General features: G+C 43.1%; 22 protein-coding genes. 10 read left to right on the plus strand and 12 right to left on the minus strand.

The window, feature by feature from the left end; all coding sequences use genetic code 11:
* Positions 1 to 116 precede the first annotated feature (116 nt).
* Entirely contained in the window at positions 117 to 593 is a 477-nt protein-coding gene (locus R8O10_RS15700; RefSeq protein ID WP_005378348.1) for a glycine zipper 2TM domain-containing protein, read from the minus strand.
* A gap of 39 nt (positions 594 to 632) precedes the next feature.
* Here R8O10_RS15700 and aat point away from each other — a divergent pair, with 39 nt between their 5' ends.
* The 3 genes from aat to infA all read left to right on the plus strand — a co-directional run bounded on the left by aat (position 633) and on the right by infA (position 2338).
* Positions 633 to 1340 (plus strand): leucyl/phenylalanyl-tRNA--protein transferase, encoded by a 708-nt coding sequence (gene aat / locus R8O10_RS15705; RefSeq protein ID WP_005387881.1) that lies wholly within the window; start codon positions 633 to 635, stop codon positions 1338 to 1340.
* Positions 1337 to 2038 (plus strand): arginyltransferase, encoded by a 702-nt coding sequence (locus R8O10_RS15710; RefSeq protein WP_053307475.1) that lies wholly within the window; start codon positions 1337 to 1339, stop codon positions 2036 to 2038. Before aat ends, R8O10_RS15710 begins: the two co-directional genes overlap by 4 nt.
* 81 nt (positions 2039 to 2119) lie before the next feature.
* The gene (gene infA, locus R8O10_RS15715) at positions 2120 to 2338 is read left to right on the plus strand and encodes a translation initiation factor IF-1 (protein WP_001040192.1); all 219 of its coding nucleotides are present in this window, start codon (positions 2120 to 2122) and stop codon (positions 2336 to 2338) included.
* A 133-nt stretch (positions 2339 to 2471) separates the two neighbouring features.
* On the opposite strand, the gene clpA is transcribed toward infA, so the two are convergent.
* Positions 2472 to 4739: an ATP-dependent Clp protease ATP-binding subunit ClpA gene (gene clpA / locus R8O10_RS15720; protein ID WP_005387879.1), complete on the minus strand. Its 2268-nt coding sequence runs from the start codon at positions 4737 to 4739 to the stop codon at positions 2472 to 2474.
* A 50-nt stretch (positions 4740 to 4789) separates the two neighbouring features.
* Entirely contained in the window at positions 4790 to 5110 is a 321-nt protein-coding gene (gene clpS / locus R8O10_RS15725; protein WP_318191545.1) for an ATP-dependent Clp protease adapter ClpS, read from the minus strand.
* 704 nt (positions 5111 to 5814) lie between these two features.
* Here clpS and cspD point away from each other — a divergent pair.
* Complete coding sequence (gene cspD, locus R8O10_RS15730) at positions 5815 to 6033, plus strand: cold shock domain-containing protein CspD (RefSeq protein ID WP_005378407.1); 219 nt, start codon at positions 5815 to 5817, stop codon at positions 6031 to 6033.
* Between the two features lie 183 nt (positions 6034 to 6216).
* On the opposite strand, the gene R8O10_RS15735 is transcribed toward cspD, so the two are convergent.
* Positions 6217 to 8442 (minus strand): NADP-dependent isocitrate dehydrogenase, encoded by a 2226-nt coding sequence (locus R8O10_RS15735; protein WP_086046610.1) that lies wholly within the window; start codon positions 8440 to 8442, stop codon positions 6217 to 6219.
* Positions 8443 to 8753: 311 nt separating this feature from the next.
* Between R8O10_RS15735 and R8O10_RS15740 the strand changes: the two genes are divergently transcribed.
* Positions 8754 to 9455: a pseudouridine synthase gene (locus R8O10_RS15740; RefSeq protein ID WP_005387874.1), complete on the plus strand. Its 702-nt coding sequence runs from the start codon at positions 8754 to 8756 to the stop codon at positions 9453 to 9455.
* Between the two features lie 85 nt (positions 9456 to 9540).
* On the opposite strand, the gene R8O10_RS15745 is transcribed toward R8O10_RS15740, so the two are convergent.
* Both R8O10_RS15745 and R8O10_RS15750 read right to left on the minus strand, forming a co-directional pair.
* Positions 9541 to 10218 (minus strand): DUF2057 family protein, encoded by a 678-nt coding sequence (locus tag R8O10_RS15745; protein ID WP_017820027.1) that lies wholly within the window; start codon positions 10216 to 10218, stop codon positions 9541 to 9543.
* Positions 10219 to 10294: 76 nt separating this feature from the next.
* Positions 10295 to 11374, minus strand: a complete 1080-nt coding sequence (locus R8O10_RS15750) for a porin (protein ID WP_005378424.1) — start codon at positions 11372 to 11374, stop codon at positions 10295 to 10297.
* Positions 11375 to 11890: 516 nt separating this feature from the next.
* On the opposite strand from R8O10_RS15750, the gene dinG reads away from it, so the two are divergent.
* The 5 genes from dinG to xthA all read left to right on the plus strand — a co-directional run bounded on the left by dinG (position 11891) and on the right by xthA (position 16372).
* The gene (dinG, locus tag R8O10_RS15755; RefSeq protein ID WP_017634733.1) at positions 11891 to 13966 is read left to right on the plus strand and encodes an ATP-dependent DNA helicase DinG; all 2076 of its coding nucleotides are present in this window, start codon (positions 11891 to 11893) and stop codon (positions 13964 to 13966) included.
* 14 nt (positions 13967 to 13980) lie between these two features.
* On the plus strand, positions 13981 to 14766 hold the full coding sequence (locus tag R8O10_RS15760; RefSeq protein ID WP_318191546.1) for a sulfite exporter TauE/SafE family protein: 786 nt from the start codon (positions 13981 to 13983) through the stop codon (positions 14764 to 14766).
* Complete coding sequence (locus R8O10_RS15765; RefSeq protein WP_171344558.1) at positions 14763 to 15308, plus strand: primosomal replication protein; 546 nt, start codon at positions 14763 to 14765, stop codon at positions 15306 to 15308. The genes R8O10_RS15760 and R8O10_RS15765 overlap by 4 nt, the downstream gene beginning before the upstream one ends.
* Positions 15308 to 15472 carry a pleiotropic regulatory protein RsmS gene (rsmS, locus tag R8O10_RS15770; RefSeq protein WP_005378432.1) on the plus strand — a complete coding sequence of 55 codons (165 nt, stop codon included), beginning with the start codon at positions 15308 to 15310 and terminating at the stop codon, positions 15470 to 15472. Before R8O10_RS15765 ends, rsmS begins: the two co-directional genes overlap by 1 nt.
* 93 nt (positions 15473 to 15565) lie before the next feature.
* Positions 15566 to 16372 carry an exodeoxyribonuclease III gene (xthA, locus tag R8O10_RS15775; protein ID WP_005378433.1) on the plus strand — a complete coding sequence of 269 codons (807 nt, stop codon included), beginning with the start codon at positions 15566 to 15568 and terminating at the stop codon, positions 16370 to 16372.
* 93 nt (positions 16373 to 16465) lie between these two features.
* Here the strand turns inward: xthA and R8O10_RS15780 are convergent, their stop codons facing one another.
* From R8O10_RS15780 to R8O10_RS15805, 6 genes are all read right to left on the minus strand, one after another.
* Positions 16466 to 19189, minus strand: coding sequence for an ImpA family metalloprotease (locus R8O10_RS15780; RefSeq protein WP_318191547.1), 2724 nt, complete (start codon positions 19187 to 19189; stop codon positions 16466 to 16468).
* Between the two features lie 154 nt (positions 19190 to 19343).
* A complete protein-coding gene (locus R8O10_RS15785; RefSeq protein ID WP_005378435.1) occupies positions 19344 to 20021 on the minus strand; it encodes an ABC transporter permease in 678 nt (225 codons plus the stop codon).
* Between the two features lie 3 nt (positions 20022 to 20024).
* Positions 20025 to 20765 (minus strand): ABC transporter permease, encoded by a 741-nt coding sequence (locus R8O10_RS15790; protein ID WP_005378436.1) that lies wholly within the window; start codon positions 20763 to 20765, stop codon positions 20025 to 20027.
* An 81-nt stretch (positions 20766 to 20846) separates the two neighbouring features.
* Entirely contained in the window at positions 20847 to 21617 is a 771-nt protein-coding gene (locus R8O10_RS15795) for an ABC transporter substrate-binding protein (protein WP_005378437.1), read from the minus strand.
* Positions 21618 to 21700: 83 nt separating this feature from the next.
* Positions 21701 to 22471: an ABC transporter ATP-binding protein gene (locus R8O10_RS15800; protein WP_005378438.1), complete on the minus strand. Its 771-nt coding sequence runs from the start codon at positions 22469 to 22471 to the stop codon at positions 21701 to 21703.
* 264 nt (positions 22472 to 22735) lie between these two features.
* Entirely contained in the window at positions 22736 to 24211 is a 1476-nt protein-coding gene (locus R8O10_RS15805) for a 54K polar flagellar sheath protein A (RefSeq protein ID WP_115385845.1), read from the minus strand.
* Positions 24212 to 24489: the final 278 nt, after the last annotated feature.

The following is a 24489-nucleotide window of genomic DNA, read 5'->3' on the forward strand; positions in this document are numbered from 1 at the left end:
TAAATCAGAGCGAAAGAAGCACGGCGAAACAGCAAACTATTTCGACTTTATTTGACGATAAGCCAGCCCGACTGTACATGCCTGATTAGGCTTCGTTAGACTAAAACAACCTAGGGTTAATAAGTGATATCAACCCTGACTCCATCATCAAAATATAAAATACGAACTTCATCCCCTCGACTAAATAACATATTTTTATCAACATCTTGGATGACATTAATTAGCTTATCACCCTTCACTTTGATGAGTAGCTCAACTAACTTATATTCAACCGTGTATTGGTAATTACTTTGGTTTTGAGCAACTGCGGCACCTGCAAGCGCACCCACTGCCGTCGCGACTTCTCTTCCCGTACCACCACCAAATTGATTACCGACTAAACCACCGATAGTGGCACCAAGTAGTGTCTTCCAACCGTTACTTTTCGATTGAACAACCTCTTGTTGAGTAATATAACGGACAGAGTCAATCTTCCCGTAAACTACTTCATTAACTGGCTTGGCAACATTTCTTTCATAGGCTGCGTTGGCGACAAGTGGTAAAAACAGTATGATCCCAAGCCATACTTTTACGATATTTCTTAACCAGGTCATCATAAACTCCTCTGACTCCAATGTTGGTAACGACTTCTTATGGCTATTTATTTAACTGAACTCGATGAAACGTTCAACTTTCCCTCACCCTATAAAGCACTCAGCGACCCCAATGGTTTGCTGGCTTTTGGTGGTGACTTAAACCCCATGAGAATCCTCAATGGTTACTATCAAGGCATTTTCCCTTGGTATGGTCCTGGTGAACCTATTTTATGGTGGAGCCCTTCTCCGCGCGCCGTGTTTGACCCATTACAGTTTAAGCCATCTAAAAGTCTCAAAAAATTTCAGCGTAAACATAACTATAAAGTAACACTCAATTTCGCGACAGAAGAAGTGATTAGACTATGTTCTTCAACACGCCCTGCAGAGGAAACATGGCTCAACGAGGAAATGCAAGCTTCCTACATTGAGTTAGCCAAACTTGGTCACTGTCACTCTGTAGAAGTATGGCATGACAACAACCTGATTGGCGGACTATATGGCATTTGCGTGGGCCAACTTTTTTGCGGAGAGTCGATGTTTAGTCTAAAAGATAACGCATCCAAAATTGCATTGTGGTACTTATGCAACCATTTGGCGTCAAAGCAAGGTCAATTAATCGATTGCCAAGTTATGAATTCTCACTTGGCATCACTTGGCGCATTTGAACTTGAGCGTGACGAATTTATGCAAAAACTACTATCTTTAAGAGAAAAGCAAACACTATTTGATGCCTATCAGCCCCAAGTTTTGCAGGATTCAGTATGAGTACGGATATACAACATATTCGAATAGGGTTGACGAATAATCACCCTTGTAGTTATTTGCCTGAACGGCAAGAGCGGGTTGCGGTGGCGCTTGATGAAAGGCTGCATACTGAAGAAAATTACCAGTTGCTCATGGCTAACGGTTTTCGTCGTAGCGGAGATACCATATATAAACCGCATTGCGAGCATTGCACCGCTTGCCAGCCAATTCGAGTCTCGATTCCAGACCTTAGACTATCAAAAAGTCAGAAGAGGCTGCTTAATAAAGCACAGTCTTTACGCTGGGAAATGAAACCTGAAATGGATGAGGAATGGTTTGAGCTTTACAGTCGGTACATCTGCAAACGGCATAAAAACGGCACTATGTACCCACCAAAGCGTGATGAGTTTGCTCGATTTGCTCAAACCAGCTGGCTGACAACGTCGTTTTTACACATTTACGATGAATCAGATCAATTGCTCGCCATTGCAGTGACAGATTTGATGCCACAATGCTCGAGTGCTTTTTATACTTTCTTTGACCCTGACTACGAGTTATCTCTTGGGACATTAGCGGTGCTTTATCAAATTAAATACTGCCAAGAAAACAAACAACAGTGGCTATATTTGGGATATCAGATTGATGAGTGCCCAGCAATGAGCTACAAAACACGCTTTCAACGCCACCAAAGGCTAGTAAATCAGCGTTGGCGAGGGTAGAATACGCCTCAACTTTACATAATTACTATTTAGCGGCAGAATATAGCCCGCTAATATTGCCTAATTTCTAAAGAGGATTAAATGGCTAAAGAAGACGTAATCGAGATGCAAGGCACAGTCCTTGACACTCTACCAAACACTATGTTCCGTGTTGAACTTGAAAACGGTCACGTTGTGACTGCTCACATCTCTGGCAAGATGCGTAAGAACTACATCCGTATCCTAACGGGTGACAAAGTAACTGTAGAGATGACTCCATACGACCTGTCAAAAGGCCGCATCGTCTTCCGCGCTCGTTAATCTCTGATTTTCGGATGCAATAAAAAACGGAGCAAGCTGCTCCGTTTTTTATTGCACAATTTTTTCCGATTTAGTTCAGATAAAAAAGCGCACGATCTTCTCGTGCGCTTTTGCGTTTGTTACCGACTAACGATTAATGCATCGCTGTCTCTTTCTCACTTAAGTATTCAAACTCAAGCGTATCGTTGACCAGCGTTACTTTCACTGTACCGCCGTCAACTAAAGATCCAAACAACAGTTCGTTAGCCAAAGGCTTCTTAAGCTGTTCTTGGATAACACGCCCCATTGGGCGAGCCCCCATAGCTTTGTCATAACCTTTATGTGCTAACCAATGGCGAGCGTCTTGCGATACTTCCATTGAAACGCCTCTCGCATCAAGTTGCACTTGCAGTTCAACAATGAACTTATCAACCACTTGATGGATAACGCTTTCATCAAGGCTGTTAAACCAGATGATGTTATCAAGACGGTTACGGAACTCAGGAGTAAACACCTTCTTAATTTCCGCCATTGCATCGTGACTGTTGTCTTGTTGAATCAAACCAATTGATTTCTTCTCGGTTTCCGCCACACCTGCGTTAGTTGTCATAACAAGAATGACATTACGGAAGTCTGCTTTGCGACCATTGTTGTCCGTTAGCGTACCGTTATCCATGACTTGCAACAACAGGTTAAAGATATCAGGGTGCGCTTTTTCAATCTCATCAAGTAATACGACTGAGTGTGGGTGCTTAATAACAGCATCGGTTAGCAAACCACCTTGGTCATAACCGACATAACCAGGAGGCGCACCAATTAAGCGACTTACGGAGTGACGCTCACCATACTCAGACATATCAAAACGAAGTAGCTCGATACCTAGAAGCTTAGATAACTGCACCGTCACCTCTGTTTTACCAACCCCTGTTGGGCCTGCAAACAAGAATGAACCAACAGGTTTGTTGTCTACACCTAAACCTGCACGTGTCAGCTTGATCGCCTCGGACAATGCATCAATCGCATTATCTTGACCGAATACCAACATCTTCATTTTGCTATCTAAGTTTTTCAAAATGTCTTTATCTGAAGAAGAAACCGACTTCTCTGGAATTCGCGCCATTTTGGCAACCATTGATTCGATATCAGCCACTCCGACCGTTTTTTTACGACGGCTTGCAGGAGCAAGACGACTACGCGCACCAGCTTCATCAATGACATCAATGGCCTTATCTGGTAGATGGCGTTCATTAATGTATTTAGCCGACAGTTCTACCGCGGCACGCAGTGCTTTATTGGTATAACGTACTTCATGGTGAGCTTCGTACTTCGGCTTCAAACCCATCAAGATTTTAGTTGTATCATCCAATGAAGGCTCTACAACGTCTATCTTTTGGAAACGGCGAGACAACGCACGCTCTTTCTCGAAAATGTTGCTGTATTCTTGGTATGTCGTCGAACCAATACAACGCAACTTACCGCTACTTAAAAGAGGCTTAATAAGATTTGCTGCATCGACTTGACCACCAGATGCCGCGCCTGCACCGATGATGGTATGTATTTCATCGATGAACAAAATGGCATCTTCTTCTTTTTCAAGTTGTTTCAAAATCGCCTTGAAGCGCTTTTCAAAATCACCGCGATATTTGGTACCAGCGAGCAAAGAGCCAATATCTAGTGAATAAATCACGCTGTTTTGAATGACCTCAGGGACCTGCCCTTCGACAATTCGCCATGCAAGACCTTCCGCAATGGCTGTTTTACCAACTCCTGCCTCACCCACTAGTAGTGGATTATTCTTGCGGCGTCGACAAAGTACCTGAATAGTGCGCTCTAACTCTTTATCACGTCCAATGAGTGGGTCGATGTTTCCATCTTTAGCGACTTGATTAAGATTCGTCGCAAAGCTTTCTAGGCGTTCTTCAGAATTAGGCTCTTCAACACTTTCTGAGCTAAACGAGTCTGATGATGAATCCTCACCTGCACCTGATGCTTTAGTAATACCGTGGGAGATGAAATTAACAATATCTAATCGGGAGATGTCATTTTTCTTCAGTAAGTAAGCGGCATGCGACTCTTGTTCACTGAAGATAGCAACAAGCACGTTGGCGCCTGTTACTTCATTACGACCAGACGACTGTACATGAAAGACGGCGCGTTGTAGTACACGTTGAAAACTCAAAGTCGGCTGCGTTTCACGCGTCTCATCACTATCTGGGATAAGAGGCGTAGTTTGATCGATGAAAATATCGAGTTCGTTGCGTAAAGCGTCAAGATCCGCCTTACAAGCTAGAAGGGCTTCCTTAGCTGCATCATTTTCCAACAATGCAAGTAGGAGGTGTTCGACAGTCATAAACTCGTGTCGTTTATCTCGCGCCCGAGCAAATGCACCGTTAAGGCTTGACTCTAGTTCTTTATTTAGCATAAGTACCTCCCGAAAAAACAACTGGGGTTGTTCGAGCAAGTCTTCTTTGTTTACGCTTGCTCCATAGTGCAAAGTAGCGGATGTTCATTTTCCCTTGCGTACATCGTAACTTGCGCTACTTTTGTTTCGGCAATTTCTGCGCTGTATGTGCCGCAAATTGCCTTTCCTTCATAGTGGACCTGAAGCATGATTTGAGTTGCTTTATCAATATCATGTGAGAAAAATCGCTCAAGCACCTCTATGACGAAATCCATAGGTGTATAGTCATCATTATTGAGTACGACATTGTACAGCTTAGGTGGCTGGACTCTCGTACTTTCTCGCTCCAGAAGATCAGAGTCCGGAGTGACCCATTCAAAATTTTTACTCATGGCAATCTAAAGATATCGTATCAAAGGGTTGATGTTTTCGACCTATAAAAACAATCTACCACATGCGTGCAGCGCGGTGTAGTGAGTTATGGCACCGAATTCGATCTTTGATCGATAAAAGTTGCTACCTAATATAGAGACTAATGCACGTCTTGATACGGCGCAAATAAAAGATGCTTGTCGATAAGTTACACATTTTTTCTTATAAAAGAACTTTCTATTTATTGCTTTCGGACTATTGCAAACCACCCCATCATCTTCTATCTGGATCACACTTCCTCATTGAGAATACGGTAATTATCACGAAAACTTCATTTTTTATTCAGTCAGAGGATTCTTCTCCCATAAGCAACACGGACAGTATGGCTTTTTCAGTATGAGCCACTTCATAGGCAAATTGACTAAACTTCTGCGTATATACGAAAAACTGTTTGCAAATTTGTTAATCTCAAAAGTGATTTGTTTTCAATTATGTTTCTGTTTGTTGCTCACTGCTATTGACTGTCGAAATTCATTGACTACAGTGGAAAGTGTCGATGCATAAATCATCATTTTGAAACCTCTCTTCTTTAAGTGGTTTGATGAATGTGACTTATCATTGATTTGACGTTTGTTGGCATTCGCTGACAATGGTAGTACCAAGTTAAAGGTATAACTTGGTTGCAGTAACAACATCAGTAAAAAATGCATGAGGGATGTAAAGCATGGCTACAGGTACAGTAAAGTGGTTTAACAATGCCAAAGGATTTGGGTTTATTTGTTCAGATGAAGAAGAGGGAGATATCTTTGCCCACTACTCAACTATCCAGATGGACGGTTATCGTACACTGAAAGCAGGCCAACAAGTCTCTTACGAGATTGAAAAAGGTCCCAAAGGCTGTCACGCGAGTAGCGTCGTGCCTCTTGAAGGCCAAGCCAAATAATTAGAGCGCTGTCGAAATATAAAAATATTGCTCTCGAAACGCCACGTTGATGTTTTGAAGAGAAAAATAAACCCGCCAAGATAGCGGGTTTCTTACTATTTAGAGCACGTGTTACAAAAGGAACACTTACAACGCACTTACAGGATAGGAAACACGCCGAAAACGACGTGTTTTTACACTAACTTACTTGTTAATGATTGCGTTAAAGGTTTCGCTTGGACGCATCAATTTAGAAACCAATGCATCGTCTAGTAAGTAGTAACCTCCTAGCTCACCTTTCACGCCTTGCGCATTATTTAGCTCAGCAACGATCGTTTCTTCCTGCTCTGACAGCGCTTTTGCAATTGGTGCAAATTCAGCAGCAAGATCCGCATCATCCGTTTGCTCTGAAAGCGCTTTCGCCCAGTAAAGTGCAAGATAGAAGTGGCTTCCACGGTTATCTAGCTCACCCACTTTACGTGACGGAGATTTGTTGGTGTCTAAAAACTCACCGGTCGCTTTATCTAGTGTATCTGCGAGAACCTGAGCCTTAGGATTGTTTGTCGCTACACTTAAATGCTCTAACGAAGCTGCAAGCGCTAGGAACTCGCCCAAAGAATCCCAACGAAGGTGATTCTCTTTTTCTACTTGTTGAACGTGCTTAGGAGCAGAACCACCAGCGCCTGTTTCAAATAGACCACCACCATTCATCAATGGAACAATAGATAGCATCTTAGCAGACGTACCTAACTCGAGAATTGGGAACAAGTCTGTTAGGTAGTCACGAAGAACATTACCTGTAACAGAGATAGTATCTAGGCCCGCTTTCATACGCTCTAGTGAGTACTTACAAGCTTCAACAGGAGATAGGATCTTAATCTCTAGACCGTCAGTATCGTGATCTGGTAGGTAGGTGTTTACTTTCTTGATGAGCTCAGCATCGTGCGCGCGGTTTTCATCTAGCCAGAATACAGCTGGAACACCTGTTGCACGTGCGCGAGTCACTGCTAGTTTAACCCAATCTTGGATTGGTGCGTCTTTAACCTGACACATACGGAAGATATCACCTTCTTCAACCGCTTGCTCTAACAGTACGTTACCTGAAGCATCAACAACGCGAACAGTACCCGCAGCGTCTAGAATGAATGTCTTGTCGTGAGAACCATACTCTTCAGCTTTCTGAGCCATTAGACCAACGTTAGGTACGCTACCCATAGTGGTTGGATCAAATGCGCCGTGCTCTTTACAGAAATCAATAACCGCTTGGTAAATACCTGCGTAGCTACGATCTGGAATCATCGCTTTGGTGTCTTTTTGTTTACCATCTGGTCCCCACATTTGACCCGAAGAGCGAAGCATTGCTGGCATAGAAGCATCTACAATAATGTCACTTGGTACATGTAAGTTTGTGATACCACGATCAGAGTCAACCATCGCAAGTTCTGGTTGAGTTTGGTAAACCGCTTGAATGGCCGCTTCAATTTCTGCTTTTTGCGCTTCAGGTAGAGACTCAATTTTTGAGTAAACATCACCGATGCCATTGTTTACATCAACACCTAGCTCTTCAAACAGCTTACCGTACTTATCGAAAACGTCTTTGTAGTAAACTTTTACTGCATGGCCGAAAATGACAGGGTCAGAAACTTTCATCATCGTCGCTTTCATATGAAGAGACAGCAGCACGTCTTGTGCTTTCGCTTCAGCAATCTCTTTCTCGAAAAATTCAACCAACGCCTTCTTCTTCATTACTGAAGTATCAATGACTTCTTTATCTAGTAATGGGAACGCAGACTTAAGCTCTTTAACTGTACCATCATTACCGACAAACTCGATTTTGACCTCTGTTGCACCAGAGATAGTTGTAGACTTTTCGCTACCAAAGAAGTCATTGTCTGACATGCTCGCAACATGGGACTTAGATTCTGCTGACCATGCACCCATTGAGTGTGGGTTTTTCTTCGCGTAGTTCTTAACCGAAGTCGGAGCACGACGGTCTGAGTTACCTTCACGAAGTACTGGGTTAACCGCACTACCTTTGATTTTGTCGTAAGCCGCTTTAATCGCTTTCTCTTCGTACGTGCTCGGCTCTTCTGGGTAGTTTGGTAAATCGTAACCTTTCGCCTGAAGCTCTTTAATCGCCGCTTTAAGCTGAGGAACTGAAGCTGAAATGTTAGGTAGCTTGATGATATTTGCTTCTGGAGTTTGAGCTAGTTCACCAAGCTCAGTCAACGCATCGCCAATGCGCTGTTCTTCTTTTAGATGCTCTGGGAAGTTAGCGATAATTCGACCTGCTAGTGAAATATCACGAGTATCTACATTGATGCCAGACGATGCTGTGAATGATTGAATGATTGGTAGTAATGAATAAGTTGCTAGCGCCGGCGCTTCATCAGTGATGGTGTAGATAATTGTAGGTTTTTCTGTAGGCATGAAATTTCCCTATTTTTTAATCAACTTGTTGGCTGATCAACTCAGCGTCTGAGTTGGTTTAATTGACGCATTGCTGCGCGTTAGCAGTACATGTATCCTCACTAACGCCACATGCGGTTCGCACTCTTTGTTGTAGTTTGAAGCTCTAAGCTCTGAATCCATGAGTGCACTGATATAATTAAACAAATAACACGAATTAGTCTATCATTCTGTGCGCGTTTGTTAGTTTTAGGCGCGCAAATCATATCCGATCATGAGAAAACTTAAAACTTTCAAACACAGTTCATTTACATTTTTGCAGGGTAGTTAACATGTCATCTCGCACAGGTCAGGAAAAAGGTCGCAGTCGTAACCAGTCTAAAACGGGCCATTTTAAACACTCAGGAGCTCGCAATGGCTCGAAGACTCGTACTCAGCAAGACCGCCGCCCTAATCGCCCAACAAAAAGCCAAAAGCCAAAAGTGGCCCCTAAAGATCGTAAAGTCATTATTTTCAATAAGCCTTACGATACGCTCAGTCAATTTACCGATGGCGATGGTCGCAAAACGTTAGCGGACTATATCCCAATCAAAAATGTCTATGCGGCTGGCCGATTGGACCGAGACAGCGAAGGTTTGATGGTACTCACTAACGATGGCATCTTGCAGGCGAAGCTAACGCAGCCAAAGTCAAAATCGCCGAAGACTTATTGGGTTCAAGTTGATGGCGCTCCTCAGGAGCAAGATCTTGAAAAATTGAGAAAGGGAGTAGAGCTAAAAGATGGTATGACTCTACCAGCCGAAGTTGAAGTTATTCCAGAACCACAAGTCTGGGACAGAACGCCTCCTGTTCGTTTTCGAGCAAATATCCCTACAACTTGGTTAGCCATTACCATTATTGAAGGAAGAAATCGTCAGGTGCGTCGCATGACTGCGCACATTGGCTTCCCTACCTTGCGCCTCATTCGTCATTCGATGGGTGATATCGTCCTTAACGACCTAATGCCTGGTGAATGGAGAGAAATCTCTCTCTAATAAGCAGAAAAGATAAAAGCAGGCTTAAAGCCTGCTTTTTAGATTCGTACTTTTTCAGTTAAGCCCTATCTAATGAACTAAGGGATTACTGCTCAGCAAGCCAGTTTTTAAAGGCCTCTTTTTCCGCCGGAGACGCTTTCTGGTACATCGTCTTTAATACATCAACCATTGGGCTGTCGTTCGATGCGGCTGTTGAACGGGTATCACTAGTCTCAACTCGAGGCTCGATATCACTTACTGATTGTTGATGCTGATTCACAGTTACATAGCTAACAGCAACACTCGCGATACCGCCAGCAATATTGTAGTTACGAGTTTCTTGAGGGTAATTACGACCAATTTGAACACCATCTGACTCTAATACATCTTCGACCAAAGCAATAGGTTGGCCTTTGGTATCCAGTAATTGCCAATCTAGAGGCGAGATGTTGTTTTGCGCTTGGCGAAGAGTTTTAAACTCTGGCAGTTCAAACGTTAGCTTTTCGTTTTCAGCATCAAATTTAGCAACGATTACATCACTGTAAACCGTCTTAAGGTTTTCGTTAATTTCGAATGTAGGTTGATATTTGAAGACAATTTGATTCGTTCCGTCAGGTAGTTCGATTGTCTTCTCACTAGAAAAAAGACCACCTTCTAGATCTGGCTTCTCCATGTTGACGGCCAATAACTTCACGTCTTCTGGAACCACTAAAGTCGTTGCAGCGTAGAGGTTTGTACTGGCAAAAATAGACAGTGCCATTGCCACTTTTAATGATAACTGCATAGAATTTTTCATCCTTATCTTCATAGTAAAAGACCCAGCATATAGCTGGGTCTTACAATATCAAACTGGGTATTGATTACCAGTAGAAACGAGCACCAACACCGAAGTTAGTTGCGTCGTCTGTGTCTTTGTTGTCGAAGTCAGTACCTTCGAAAGTGTAACCCGCTTCTGCGAATACACGTGCCCATTTAGAGAACTTGTATTCAACACCAGCGTAGAACCAAGAAGAGTCTGCGTCTACTTTACCTGCTTCGTCAGTAGACTGAGCTAGGTACTCGTAACCAGAGTATAGAGTTGTTTTAGGAGCAACAGCGAACATACCAGCTACAACGATGTAGTGTGAATCAACTGTTGATTTACCTAGCTTATCTTCGTTTTCGTTGTAGTAGTACGTAGCACCTAGAGTGTGCTCGTTTAGTGCGTACTCAGCAGTTACTTCAAAAGATAGGTTTTCGTTATCAGTACGCTCTGTGTGAGAAACTGTTTGCTCTACACCATTAAGAACTAGTTTTTTCTCTTTAGTTACGTTGATGTCGTTGTTCGCAGTAAGTACACCAGCGTGTAGAGATAGGTCGTTGAAAGATTTACCAACGAATACTTCTAGTACTTCTTCGTTAGAATCTTTTTCGCCTAGCGCGTAACCAGCTTTTAGCCAGAACGCGTCATTTTCGTAAGCGTATTTGATTTGAGAATCGTTGTTCCAAGCGTGACCGTATGCAGTTTCCGCTGCGTTACCACCGAAGAAGTAAGAGTAATCTGCGAAGTATACGTCATCAGCCCAAGTACCTTCTTTACCGAAGCGAAGAGTACCCATATCACCCATATCAAAACCGATGATGTGGCGACGTACGTATACAGAGTCATCTGTACGCTCGCTTGAATCAGCACCTGCGTCGTAGTTGTCACCTAGAGCAACACCGATTTCAACTTCACCCAGAACTTTTAGGCTTTCGTCAACAACGTAAACCGCGTTCACACCAGTACGAGAAGAGCTAGTGTTTAGCTCTGCTGTGTGATCAGTTTTTTCTGTGAATAGAAGAGTTGGACGTAGCTGACCGTAGAAATCTACAGAACCTTCTTCAGATTTGAATACTTCAGCTGCGTTCACTGAAGTTGCAGACGCAACTACAGCTAGTGCTAATAGAGTTTTTTTCATAATTAATCCACTGCCTTTTCTTAGTTCGGGATATCCTTGTCCGGTTCCCTTTTTTTATATGTTTGAGGTAGAGCGTTAACAAAACGTTATACAGCACCTCCTCAAAATCTGGAGCTAAGAGTGCAAAAGATTATTCTGGCTGTCAAATTTTCTAAATACCAATGTAAAAAAAAACAAAATACCATTATAAAACAATAACTTGATAAGTTTACCTTTATTTATTCGACGAACATCTAACCAATCTCCATTATTATTTGTAATTTACAAAATTATTAACAAATGGTTTTTTAATCCAATAAGTAAATTTAAAAAAACAAAAAAAAGAATAAAAACCCACAAATCAGACCAAGTTGGAGTTTTATATTTTTCATATAATGAAATTAATTTCATTAAGATAAGGTTCAATATTTTTTTGTGAAGGAGATCTACATTCCTTATAAAAGCATTCCGTTTTGTGAACTACTGTACAACTAGTGATGTGTGCTACTATTCGCCTCCAACGCATTTGAGGCCCGTATGCTGACCAGTAACATTCAAAAATCGATTCGTAATAGCTATCAAAACCTTCAAGATCAACTTGATAACTTTGTGCCTAGAAGAGCACAAAACTACCTTGTTGCAGAGATTGCAAAAACGCTGTGCGGTCAGTATCACAAATCTAACCGAATACTCGTTGCAGAAGCAGGGACTGGAATTGGTAAATCGCTCTCCTATCTAATGGCGACCATTCCCGTGGCTGTACATAACAATAGAAAAGTGGTTATCTCAACGGCGACCGTCGCTCTGCAAGAGCAGCTCATAAATAAAGACCTCCCTCTTTTTCGTCGGATTACCGACCGAGAGTTTTCTTTTATTTTGGCAAAAGGCCGTCAACGCTATTGTTGTGCAGAAAAGCTCGCTACTGCTAGCGGTGCTGATGGTGGCCAGTTAGCCATGTTTGAAACCAAACCTAAGCAAAAAGATATAGAGCTGTTAGAAACAATGCATCGCTCTCTTGCGCAAGGTAAATGGGACGGTGACCGTGATTCTTGGCCTAAACCCATCGACGATAAGCTTTGGCAACTGATTGTCAGTGATAAACACAGTTGCAATAACAGTTTACCAGGCCACCGCGGCTGCCCATTCCAAAAAGCGCGCTCAGAGTTGGATAAAAACGATGTCATCATTGCTAACCACTCTCTCGTCATGGCAGACGCAGATTTAGGTGGCGGCGTGATTTTACCTGAGCCAGAAAATACGATATACGTCTTCGACGAGGCACATCACTTACCTCACGTCGCTCGTGACCATGCTTCAGCATCTGCGAGTTTAAAAGGTGCGGCAGCATGGCTTGAGAAGTTAAATCAGTCGATTAGTAAGTTTTCATCACTCGCAGACGAGAAACGCGTAGCTCGATTTCGCAACGACCTTCAAGACGCGGTTCAGAACTTGATACCGGCACTGACTCAATTGCCCAAACAGTTCGACCCAGCTCAATTTGAAGAGGGTATCTACCGCTTCGAACACGGTGAACTACCTGAGTGGCTAGAGAACCAATCCAAAGAACTAAAACAGTTCAGTAAAAAAGCAAATCAGAGCGTGGCAAAAATTGCCGACCTTATTGCGGAAAGAGTAAAAGACGGGGAGCTTGCGACAAGGTTGGCTGAACCAGCGCTTGCAGAGCTCGGTTTCTACATTCAAAGGTTAGAAAACCTAGCGCAAGTATGGCATTTAATGGCTGAACCAACTCGTGAAAAAGGTGCGCCTTTAGCTCGCTGGTTAGAAACCCACCCCGATCGCGAGGGTGATTTCATTGTGAGTGTTTCGCCACTTGAAATTGGATGGCAACTCGACCAACAGATTTGGAGCAGATGTATTGGCGCCATTTTGGTTTCCGCAACGATGCGTGCATTAAACTCTTTCCATTACTTTTGCCATCAGGTTGGTATTGATGGAAAACCAGAATCAGGCACTCAGTTTTTAGCGCTTGCGTCACCATTCGATTACCAAAACCAGGCAGAATTGCTCATCCCTGCGATGAAATATGAACCACCAGCGCCTCAATTTACTGAATATCTTATCGAGATATTGCCTAAGTACTTGGAAGACAAGAAAGCCAACTTAGTATTATTCTCATCCTATTGGCAGATGAACCAAGTCGCGAAGGCACTCTCTTCGGAGTTCATAAAAAAAGGCTGGGCGTTGCAAGTTCAAGGTGAAAGCTCACGTCAAGAAATTCTAAAAAAACATAAAAAGTTAATAGAATCAAATAAAACCAGCGTCTTATTTGGTACTGGCAGTTTCTCTGAGGGGCTAGACTTACCTGGCGAATTACTTGAAAACTTGGTGATTACAAAAATTCCATTTGGCGTTCCAACCTCCCCTGTTGAGCAGGCTCATTCCGAATACATTGAGAAAAAAGGAGGAAACCCGTTTATGCAAATAACTGTACCAGACGCAAGCAAAAAGCTGATCCAGAGCGTAGGTCGCTTACTGCGTAAAGAGAGAGATTCTGGTAGAGTAACGATTCTTGATCGACGCCTAGTCACTAAGCGATACGGACAAGCCTTAATCGACTCACTACCTCCATTTAAACGTAAAATAGAATATTAGAAGAATCACCATTTATGGAAATGATTGAGCCAACCATGCTGTTGGTGTTGGCGCTTGTCGCTTTTGTCGCTGGATTTATTGATGCAGTTGCCGGTGGTGGTGGCATGCTTACCGTACCTGCTCTACTGTCGCTGGGCTTGCCGCCTCATATTGCACTAGGCACCAATAAACTTGCCGCTACCTTTGCTTCTTCTACTGCGGCATTTACGTACTACAAAAAACGTCTAATCAAGCCTCAATGCTGGAGGCGTGCATTCGTGGCGACACTCGTCGGAGCGACATTAGGTACGCTATTTGTAGATGCGATTAGTACGGATTGGCTGGAAAAAGGATTGCCGCTTGTTATTTTGGCGGCAGCGTTGTATACCGTTTTTCATAAAACGCCCCACTCTGCTCATCAAAGTCCAATACCCGAGCCTTGCCCCAAACTTCATAAAAAACAGTACATACAAGGCTTATCAATCGGATTCTACGACGGACTCGCTGGGCCTGGAACTGGGGCTTTTTGGACAGTAAGTTCAATGGCGCTGTACCGGCTGAATATCTTGCTCGCCTCTGGCTTAGCAAAAGCAATGAACTTTACCAGTAACTTTACCTCTTTGATCACTTTTGCATTCCTCGGACATATCAACTGGGTGCTAGGCTTAACAATGGGAGTATGTTTAATGGCTGGTGCTTTTGTTGGCGCGCACTCCGCTATTAGATTTGGTTCTAAATTCATTCGTCCTGTATTTGTTACTGTCGTCAGCATACTAGCCATTAAATTGGCTTATGACGCATGGTTTGTAGGTTTGTCATGAACATTTCTCAACTCCAGGAAAATCTAGAACAAATGGCGAAGCAAGCCGCTGTTCTTGACCGTCAAAGAGGCGAACATCATGTTCCGCTTTTTGATGAGCGTTTATTTGGTTGCCGCTCTCGCTTACTTACTCCTTGCGTAAAAGAAGCAAAAGCCACGCTGGATGCGATTGTGCGTGAGCAAAATGAAGGTAAGCTCACCGCTTTGCGTGCTGAGTACCTCACTGAACGGTTAGTGGCGCAAATCGGTGCGATTCAACGCGAGATTTCTACCACTAAAATTCGTAAGAATGAAATCAAACATAGCAGCTATTTCCGCAAGCCTATCAACGTGCTTTATCAGGAACTCGCTCAACACCAAGAGTGGGCAAGACGCTTGCGCGAGATGGTGTTATTAAAAGAACGTGCTGTCGAAAGCGCTCCGAGTTTTATGCGTGCCGACGCTCAAAAAGTATTACTAGCAACCGAGCAACGTTTAGCGCGTTGTGAAGCAGCACTTCTTAAGCTAGAGAACCAAATTACACATAGGGAAAAACATCAATAATGGCTGACCAACCAACCTCGCCTTTAGATGACGCACCTGAAGAGATCAAACTGGCTGTCGATTTAATCTATTTGCTTGAGAGCAATGAGATAGATCCAGAAGTTGCGCTTAACGCTTTAAAGATCGTGCAAAACGACTTAGAAAACAAATTAAAAGCAAAGTAGCTCAGAGCGTTTCACTCCTTTCACCGAGACTCATTTTCAGTGCTCTTACACAATGATACTATTCATAAAAAGTACGCCCCAAAAGGATAAATAATGAAAGTAATCAGCTTTAACATCAATGGACTACGTGCGCGACTGCACCAACTCCAAGCGCTAATCGACAAACACCAACCTGATGTGATTGGTCTTCAGGAAATTAAAGTTCACGATGAAGCATTCCCGATTGAAGCTGTCGAAGCCATGGGCTACAAAGTGTATTTTCATGGTCAAAAAGCACATTACGGCGTAGCAATGCTTTGTAAGCAAGAGCCTCTACACGTACAAAAAGGGTTCCCGACGGATAATGAGGAACATCAAAAGCGCATGATCATGGCAACGTTTTTAAATGAAAACGGCGAAAAGGTCACTGTGCTAAACGGCTATTTCCCTCAAGGGGATAACATCAGCCACGAAACCAAATTCCCATACAAGCGCCAATTCTATAAAGATCTGATGACCTACCTAAACGATCATCACAATAACGACGAGCAATTGATTGTTATGGGTGACATCAACATCAGCCCTATTGATGCAGATATCGGTATCGGCGAGCCAAACCGTAAACGTTGGCTAAAAACAGGTAAATGTTCATTCCAACCTGAAGAGCGCGAATGGTTGAAAACCTTACTAGACTGGGGCTTTGTGGACACCTTCCGTAAGCTATACCCAGAGGTGAACGATCAATTTTCGTGGTTTGACTACCGTTCTCGCGGTTTTGATGATAACCGTGGCCTACGAATTGATGTCATTTTGGCAACCCCTTCTCTAGCGGAAAAGTGTATTGAATCTGGTATCGACTATGAGCTTCGTGGTATCGAGAAGCCTTCAGATCACGCACCAATCTGGTCAACATTTAAGTAATATATTGCAAAGCTATAAGCGAGACTCAACGCTAAGCTTAGTCCAATAAAAAGGGAGACTCAGTCTCCCTTTTTCATACAAATTACCATTTAATCACTGATTCAGCGGCCAAACCGTTTGACCATCAATAGTTATCGGTGTTTGAGCAAATTCGTTCAGACAGTAGCCTGTATTACTACTTGCAAAGTAAGTGAGCGGCATCGGCGGTAGATTCAGCTCCACAACCTGCTGTTTCGCTTTTTCTGTGAACGAGAACCCCCACATATCGAGATAGCTAGTCATATCTCGCTGAGAGATGTAGCTCAGAGCAATAAGCAACCAGTCGCTGTTCGAGATGCTATTTGCTTCTTCCCGAGAGTAGTTGGCAAAACCAATGCTCAATCGTCTCTCATCCCAAAGCGCGTCATCCGATTTTAAGCGGTTAAACTCACGTTCAATCAGGTGCAAGCGCGCCAATAAATGCCAACCACTTTTAAGCACACCTTCATGCTGCGCCGCCATCATCATTTGAATGTAAACACGAGCGCCCCAACTCCAACTGGTTTGATTTTGCGCAGCCATGTATGCGTTTGGATCCGCTTGAGTTCGGCTAGCTTGCAATAATTCAAACTGGCCTTTGAAATCCAAGCTTTGGCAAGTTGAAACTTTTCCCGTATTCTGGAAGAAACGAGACTTACTGTAATACGAGTAGTAATTGGTCGTTGAATGCCCTTCCCAGCCTGAAAATCGGAATCGACCTTTTTCTAAACCATGACCAAGCTCATGTAAATCACCGTGACCGAGTGGGCTGAATGACCAGTAAGCATCGTAAGGGTTACCCGAACAACCATAACCACACGTCGCTTGGTCAGCGTTCATGTGCTTCACTATATCAATATTGGCGATTTCCCAACCTTGGTTTTGGGCGTATTGAATAATTTCAGGCACTTCATCTATGCCCGGCCCTTGGAAACCTGCCAGCACATGCGGGTAGTTGTGAACATATTCTTCTGTTGCAAGCGCCATTTCCGAAGGGGTAGACCACATTTCATCGTTGACCGACTCCAACATTTTGTCGCGCTTTGAGTGTACTTCAAACCCAGGAGTGATCAGCTCAGCCCAATCGAATAAATTGGCTTCTAACTGTTGAATAAAAGCGTCGTTGTCCTTCTCACTTCTCCAAACTGGATGCTGTGCCACATGATTAAATTTCAGTTCAACCGGAACATCATTTTTGTCAAAGTGAACCTGTACTGGACCACCATAAGGAGAAGTCAGCGTGATGGTTTCACCCGGCTTCACTTCATAGCCGAATGAAGTCAGCAGTTTTGGTCGCGTGTATCCATCTTTGCTGAACTCATGAGTTGCACCACTTCTTAAAGTGTTGATGACAATCTTAGTCGCCACATCATTGCTGTCATTACGTTTAACCGTAAAGGTTTCCCCAGGAAGCGCATACACACCAGCCGAACGGAAGTTACGCTTTGATTCCATATTAATCGTTGCACTGATTCTCTTTATGTCAGGGCTAAACTCACTACGGCTGAAGTTCCCCATATTTGGTTGTTTTGGGTTTACGCTTCGGCTGTTGTATTGCACGTAATCGGCAAAGTACGACTTTAGGAATTCGGTCATTTGGGTTGATTGTTTGTCCATCGGGAAGACAACCGTTTGACGATAATGATCAGCCAGCAATACCATGAGTTTTTCGTATTGGTAGCCGTTTTGATTAAACAAATCTACTTTTTGTTCATCAAGCTTTTGCAACCAATGGCGAATGCTGTTTGCCCCTGCATAAAATTGACTGTCCATATTCGCAGTGTCAGGGCAGGATTTGTCATCACACTTTGACAAGTCAACGTTGAAATTTTGAGATTCAAAACGAGACAACAGCGCTTGTTGTGTGATGACAGAGTCCGGCACAACGTTCATCAACGATGAAGGTTCCCAGTCGACCAAGCCTAACTTACGCCAATAGTTATCTCCCACATAATCAACATGGAATTTTTCCAAAATGTCTTGGCCAAGATCAGTTAGTCCTCCATCCCAATGCAGGTATAGAACAGGAATTTGGGCTTGCTCAGCGTATTCCAAAGCTTCGAGTACTGGTTTGTTGGTATCTCCAGATTGCAGATGCTGTGACAAGATCAATAAGTTTGGAGTATTGGTTTGCAAGCAGCTAAGTAGCTTCGAACCATCGCATAGGTTGGCCTCGTTAAACGCCAGCTCTTGTGAAACATTGTCTTTCAGCCAATTCCGAGTCGCTTGCTCATCCGGAAAGTAATAAGACTGATCCATTTGCGCGATGACGACGTTTGAAGTAACTCCACCCGACAACCAAGTGACCAGGTTACTTAACCATTGCGTCATCGCCGCGTTGGAAGAGTCGGGAAAACGTTGTGCCGTTCTAAATGGGTTACTACCTAATAGTGCGTAACGTTGACCATTAGACTTTTCCCCGGCAACGCCAATTGACAGAGCTTGATCTTTGTAACCGCTTGCCATGGCCTTATTGGTCATCAAGATGGTGTCGTTGAAGCCATACTGAGGTGCCAAGATCGCGGCATCATGGGTTGGATCCCAATAAAGACCTGAAAGGCTTTTCGCAATTGCAGATTTGATCGTATTCGACTGCATCTTGTGAGCTTCTACAACCTGACGACTTTTACGAATGAATTCGCTCGGGTCAGAAACGAGCAGTGCATTACCAGTTTCAAGAGCTTGTTGAACTGGAGCTGGCGTTGGTTTTACTTGAGCATTAGGTTGTGATTCTCCCTCTCCCCCACCACATCCTGTGGCTAAGGCGGCAATGCCCAACGATAGAATTGTTTTTTTCATTTTTACTTACTAAACAATGAGTTTACCGAATGTTAATGTAAGTTGATGAATAATAAGAAAGAGTCTTTTACATCGACTGGAAAAATAGGAATGAAGATAACAAAATTATCAAAAGCAATAGCACCCACTCCGATGCTATTGCCTCTATTGATAATTAGCTTAAAGGACGCAGATAAGCTAAGAAACGCTTCTCTGCCACTTTGAAACACCACAAGATCATAAACGTCAGTGCCATGTAGAACAGCCCCGCCGTCAGGAAAGACTCAAATGGTGCATAGTAGCGCGAGTTAACTAGACGCGCAGCACCAGTTAAATCCATGATGGTAACGATGCCCGCGACTGCACTTCCGTGCAGCATAAATATGACCTCGTTTGAATAAGCTGGTAATGCTCGACGCAATGCACTCGGCAAGATAATACGTCTGTATGTCATAAACTTACTCATGCCATACGCTTTCGCAGCTTCCACCTCACCTTTCGGCAAACCATTAATCGCACCACGAATAATTTCTGCGGTGTAAGCCGATGTATTCAGAATAAAAGCGACCAAAGCACAGAACCAAGCGTTCTCCCATAAGGTATCTTTCACAGGGAAAAACTGATCCATGCCGTAGTAAATCAAATACAGCTGAACCAATAGCGGCGTTCCACGGAAAAAGTAAATGAATCCCCAAGAAGGTAAGCTTAGAGCGTAATTGGTACTATTGCGTGCCACGGCTAATGGGATAGAGACACACAAGCCAATAACCAACGCTAATCCCACTAACCAAACTGTTGTCCAAAGTCCCTGAAGATAAGTTGGAAAGCTTTCAATAATCAAAGAAAAGTCCATAACTTACCTCGCATGAATACTGAACTTACGCTCAACAAGCTTGAGTAGCCCGGTCGAAACGCTGGTAAAAAATAGAAAGATGAGCGCGACAGCCATGTAAAAGGTGAACGGCATTTTGGTCGTACCTGCTGCCAATGAGCTCATTCTCACCATGTCATCCAGACCAATAATGGAAACTAACGCAGTGGTCTTAAGTAACACTAACCAGTTATTACCAAATCCAGGTAATGCATGACGAATCATCTGAGGAAGCAAGATTCTTCTAAACGATAAAGCAGAGCTCATCCCATAAGCTTTCGCCGCTTCTAATTCACCCTTGTCCACCGCCATGATCGCTCCACGAAAAGTCTCCGCCATGTAGGCGCCAAAGATAAAACCAATCGTGAGTACACCAGCAATAAATGGGCTGACATCAATATAATCAGGTAAGTAAGACGTCCATTCATGGTTTGGATCACTCGAGGCAAACCACTCGTTGAGCGTTTCGTTAATGGAGTAAAGGCTGTTATTTAAAAGTATTTGTCCACCAAAGAAAATCAGCATCATCAGAACCAAATCTGGAATACCGCGAATGACGGTGGTGTAAAGAGTGGCAATCGCCCTTGCCCATTTGTAAGGTGCTAACTTAGCTAATGCGCCAAGCATGCCTAAGACCATGGCGAGAATGAGTGAAAGCACTGCAACTTCTATTGTTACTAAAGCTCCTTTCAAAATCGAAGCTTCGTATCCTTGTAAATCTAGCATAGGTGAGTTCCTAATCCCTAAACTCAAAAAATCGACCGTTGACTACTTCTAGGAACAAGCCAACGGTCGCTTAATTACGGTTTATTCACCGTACACATCGTAGTTAAAGTATTTACCAGCAATTTCTTGGTAAACACCTTTCTCACGTAGTGAAATAATTGCTGCGTCGAGTTTCTTCGTCAGATCTTTGTCTTGTTTACGAACAGCGATACCCATACCTTCACCAAACCATTTTGGATCGGTTAACGACGGTCCAACAAACTCATAAGCTTCGCCACCTGCTTTGTTGATCACACCCTCTTCTAGAGCAGACGCATCACCTAAAACGGCAGCAATTCGACCATTTTCTAGATCAAGATACGCTTCATCAAAAGAGCCATAACGCACAATTTCAACATCATCGCCGTAGTTGTCAGTTAAGTACTTGTCATGTGTCGTCGCACGTTGCACGCCAATTTTGACATCTTTAAGATTATCAAAATCTAGACCCGCACCTTTCTTAGCGATAAATTTATTTGGAATTTGTGCGTACTTGCCAGTGAAATCGACTTTTTTCTTGCGCTCTTCAGTGATAGACATTGCTGCGATGATGGCATCGTACTTACGTGCAAGCAGAGAAGGAATAATACCATCCCAATCTTGAGCGACGATTTTGCACTTCACTTGCATCTCTTCACAGAGTGCATTTGCCATGTCTACGTCAAAGCCTTTTATTGAGCCATCAGTTTCTGTCCAGCTAAACGGAGGGTAAGCACCTTCGATACCAAAGCGAACTGTTTTCCATTCTTTCGCTTGGGCAACACCTGATACTGCCGTTGCAGCAATCGTTGCTGCTAATAACCACTTTTTCATTTCCATACTCCTGTGATTGCTATTTTATTTCGTTTTGTTTGTTGTGTTGGCTTAGGAGGCAATAGTCTGCCGCCTAACAAATATTAGTAAATGGATGAGATAAACTGCTGTAATCGTTCTGAATCCGGGTTTGTAAATAGCTTAGCTGGATTTCCCTGTTCTTCCACTAAGCCTTGATGTAAAAACATCACATGGTTTGATACGTCACGTGCAAACGCCATTTCGTGCGTGACCACCAGCATAGTTCGCCCTTCATCTGCCAAATCTCTCATTACCCCCAGAACTTCTCCTACAAGTTCTGGGTCAAGCGCAGAAGTTGGCTCGTCAAACAACATCACCTCTGGGTCAACTGCTAGCGCACGGGCAATAGCTGCACGTTGCTGCTGGCCGCCAGATAAGTGCCCAGGGTAATAATCTTTACGCTCATACAAGCCTACCTTCTTAAGCAAGACTTCTGCGTTTTCAATCGCTTGAGCTTTTGGCACGCCTAAGACATGAACAGGCGCCTCAATCACGTTTTCTAGTACGGTTAGGTGAGACCAGAGGTTGAAACCTTGGAAAACCATTGCCAGGCGTGAACGAATACGTTGGACTTGCTTTTCATTAGCAGGAACAGATTCACCTGCTCTGTTGTTCTTCATTTGGATTAATTCACCATTTACCCAAATTTCGCCCGCGGTAGGCGTTTCTAGCAAGTTGATACATCTGAGAAAGGTACTCTTACCTGAGCCGGAAGAGCCAATGATGGAGATAACATCTCCTTTGTGCGCGGCAAGTGAAATGCCTTTTAAAACTTCATTTTGTCCAAATGTTTTGTGCAGGTCTTTTATATCTAGCGCTGGTACATCATTCATGCGCCCTACTCCCTGTGTTTTTGTCACTGCAATTAAGGGACTCCGCCCTCTCTAATTCGGAACAAATTAGCACCGCCCCTTGAAACTTGCAACAAATTATTAACCTGAACAATTCGAATAGAAAGATACGATAGACAAATTAATATGCAATATATAGCAACATATTCTTCAAAAGTTGAATATTAAATATAAAAAAGCCCCTTTCAAAGGGGCTTAATAAATTTACAAAAGTGTTAATTGAAACCTATTCGAGGTCGCAATGAATTAATTAAAACGACTGACTACCAACGAGTTTGAAGTACGTAATGTCACTTCATTTTCTAAGCCTTCTTTTTCAGAAGTAATGATGCCATCTAGGTCTTCATCTAGTTCAGGCTCTGACGCTTCACCATTGGAGAAGAAGCTCATGAAAACTTTAGAATCAATATTACTATCTTCATTCACTACTAAAGCAGTGCGATTAAAATCGTCCGAAGCTGAAACCTTCAAACCGTTAACGGCCGATGTTGGGAAGTTGTAGTAATGCAATTCAGGAACAACAACAGAATCACTATCACTTGTTGTGAAAATGCGATGTGTGACTCTGTAGTCGCCTGAAGTTGCAAAGTAAGCGACACGAGTAAAGCCTTCAGTAGACGATGTTAAGCCCATGTCCAGATCAATCACGGACTCTGCACTTCCTTGCGTTGATACACTTGGTTTTGTGTTCGGCAGGTTATCAATATTTAAGTAAGCACTCGGATCAACGTCAATATCCCATCCGTCAGAGATCGTTTCGTTAAGTAGAGACTCCCAACCATTAACTTGATTCTCTGAGAACGCCATGTATACCCAAGTTTCTTTATTCGTTGCACTAGGGCGATTATATTCAACGGCCGTTTTATCCAGCTTCAACGCGTCATATGCAAAGCCGTTAGTAACAAAGCCAATGTTAAGCGAGTCGTAAGTATAGTCAGAAGACGAATAAATGTTTGACGTATTATCCGCTCTAACTAAGGCTATCTCACCAGTTCCCCACGAACCAATACCATATTGGTAAAGCGCTTTGTCGCTTGAACCTGATTCATACTGAAACAATGCCGTTGGTTCACCTTTAAGCCCCATCAGTTCATCAGTAGGCAACATATCAGGGTTCGGAGACGTGAAAATATCGGTTTGCGAGACAAAGTTGTAATCTCCGCCACCTGATTCAGCATTTCGGTAATCTAAGTTAGTAAACTTATTGCTTGCTAAGTTACCGCCAGTAAAGCATTTGTTCAAAGAGTCTCGGTTTAGTGCAAAAGTAGCATTACGTAGTTTCTTATCTTCCAAGAACTCTTTTGAAAACGTGTTTACGCGAGCTTCTTTGCCGTTAAATTCTATTGCTTGAAACGTTATAAAGCCGCCGTCAGGGATATCTTCAAGATAAAACTTAAAGTTATCAGTGGTAGGTTTGATAATGTCTCCGGATCTTTTGCCATCTGCATCAGAGTAGTAACCGATAACATAGTTGGTCACTTGCTCTTTTGACGCTGCACTGTAGGTTAAAACCGTTTTATCGCCGTTCAGCTCAGTTTTGTGGTCATATACAGTACAACCTTTCGTAGTTGCTTCACTTTCAGTCATTGTTGCTGGTATAGCAAAATCAAAAGTAAACGCAGTTTTCGGCGCTGCACCACCGCCACCGCCGCCACCGCCGCCGCAACCGACCATTAACCCTGAGATGATTGCCACTAGTGGCAGTACTTTAAGCTGTTTCATGTCTTTTTCCTAAACTGAGCGGCAATGATTAGCCAAAAAATTGTCTTTGCTCTGTCCAAAGCAAGAATAAAGCCAGCTTTATATAATCATCGTGAATATTGACATTTAATCTGCATCTCGTGCAAAAGGACAAAAAGTTCTAATTTTATGCAACTTGTGTAATGAAATTACACAAGATCTCCGCATCTCATTCGCATGCCAGAAACTTTCTGTAGTTTTATTTCACAACCATTCTTAAAGTGATCTAAATCAATCACCCTAAATGGCTATCTTGCTAG

The sequence above is a fragment of the Vibrio sp. 1727 genome, assembly GCF_033344415.1.
Lineage (GTDB): Bacteria > Pseudomonadota > Gammaproteobacteria > Enterobacterales > Vibrionaceae > Vibrio > Vibrio alginolyticus.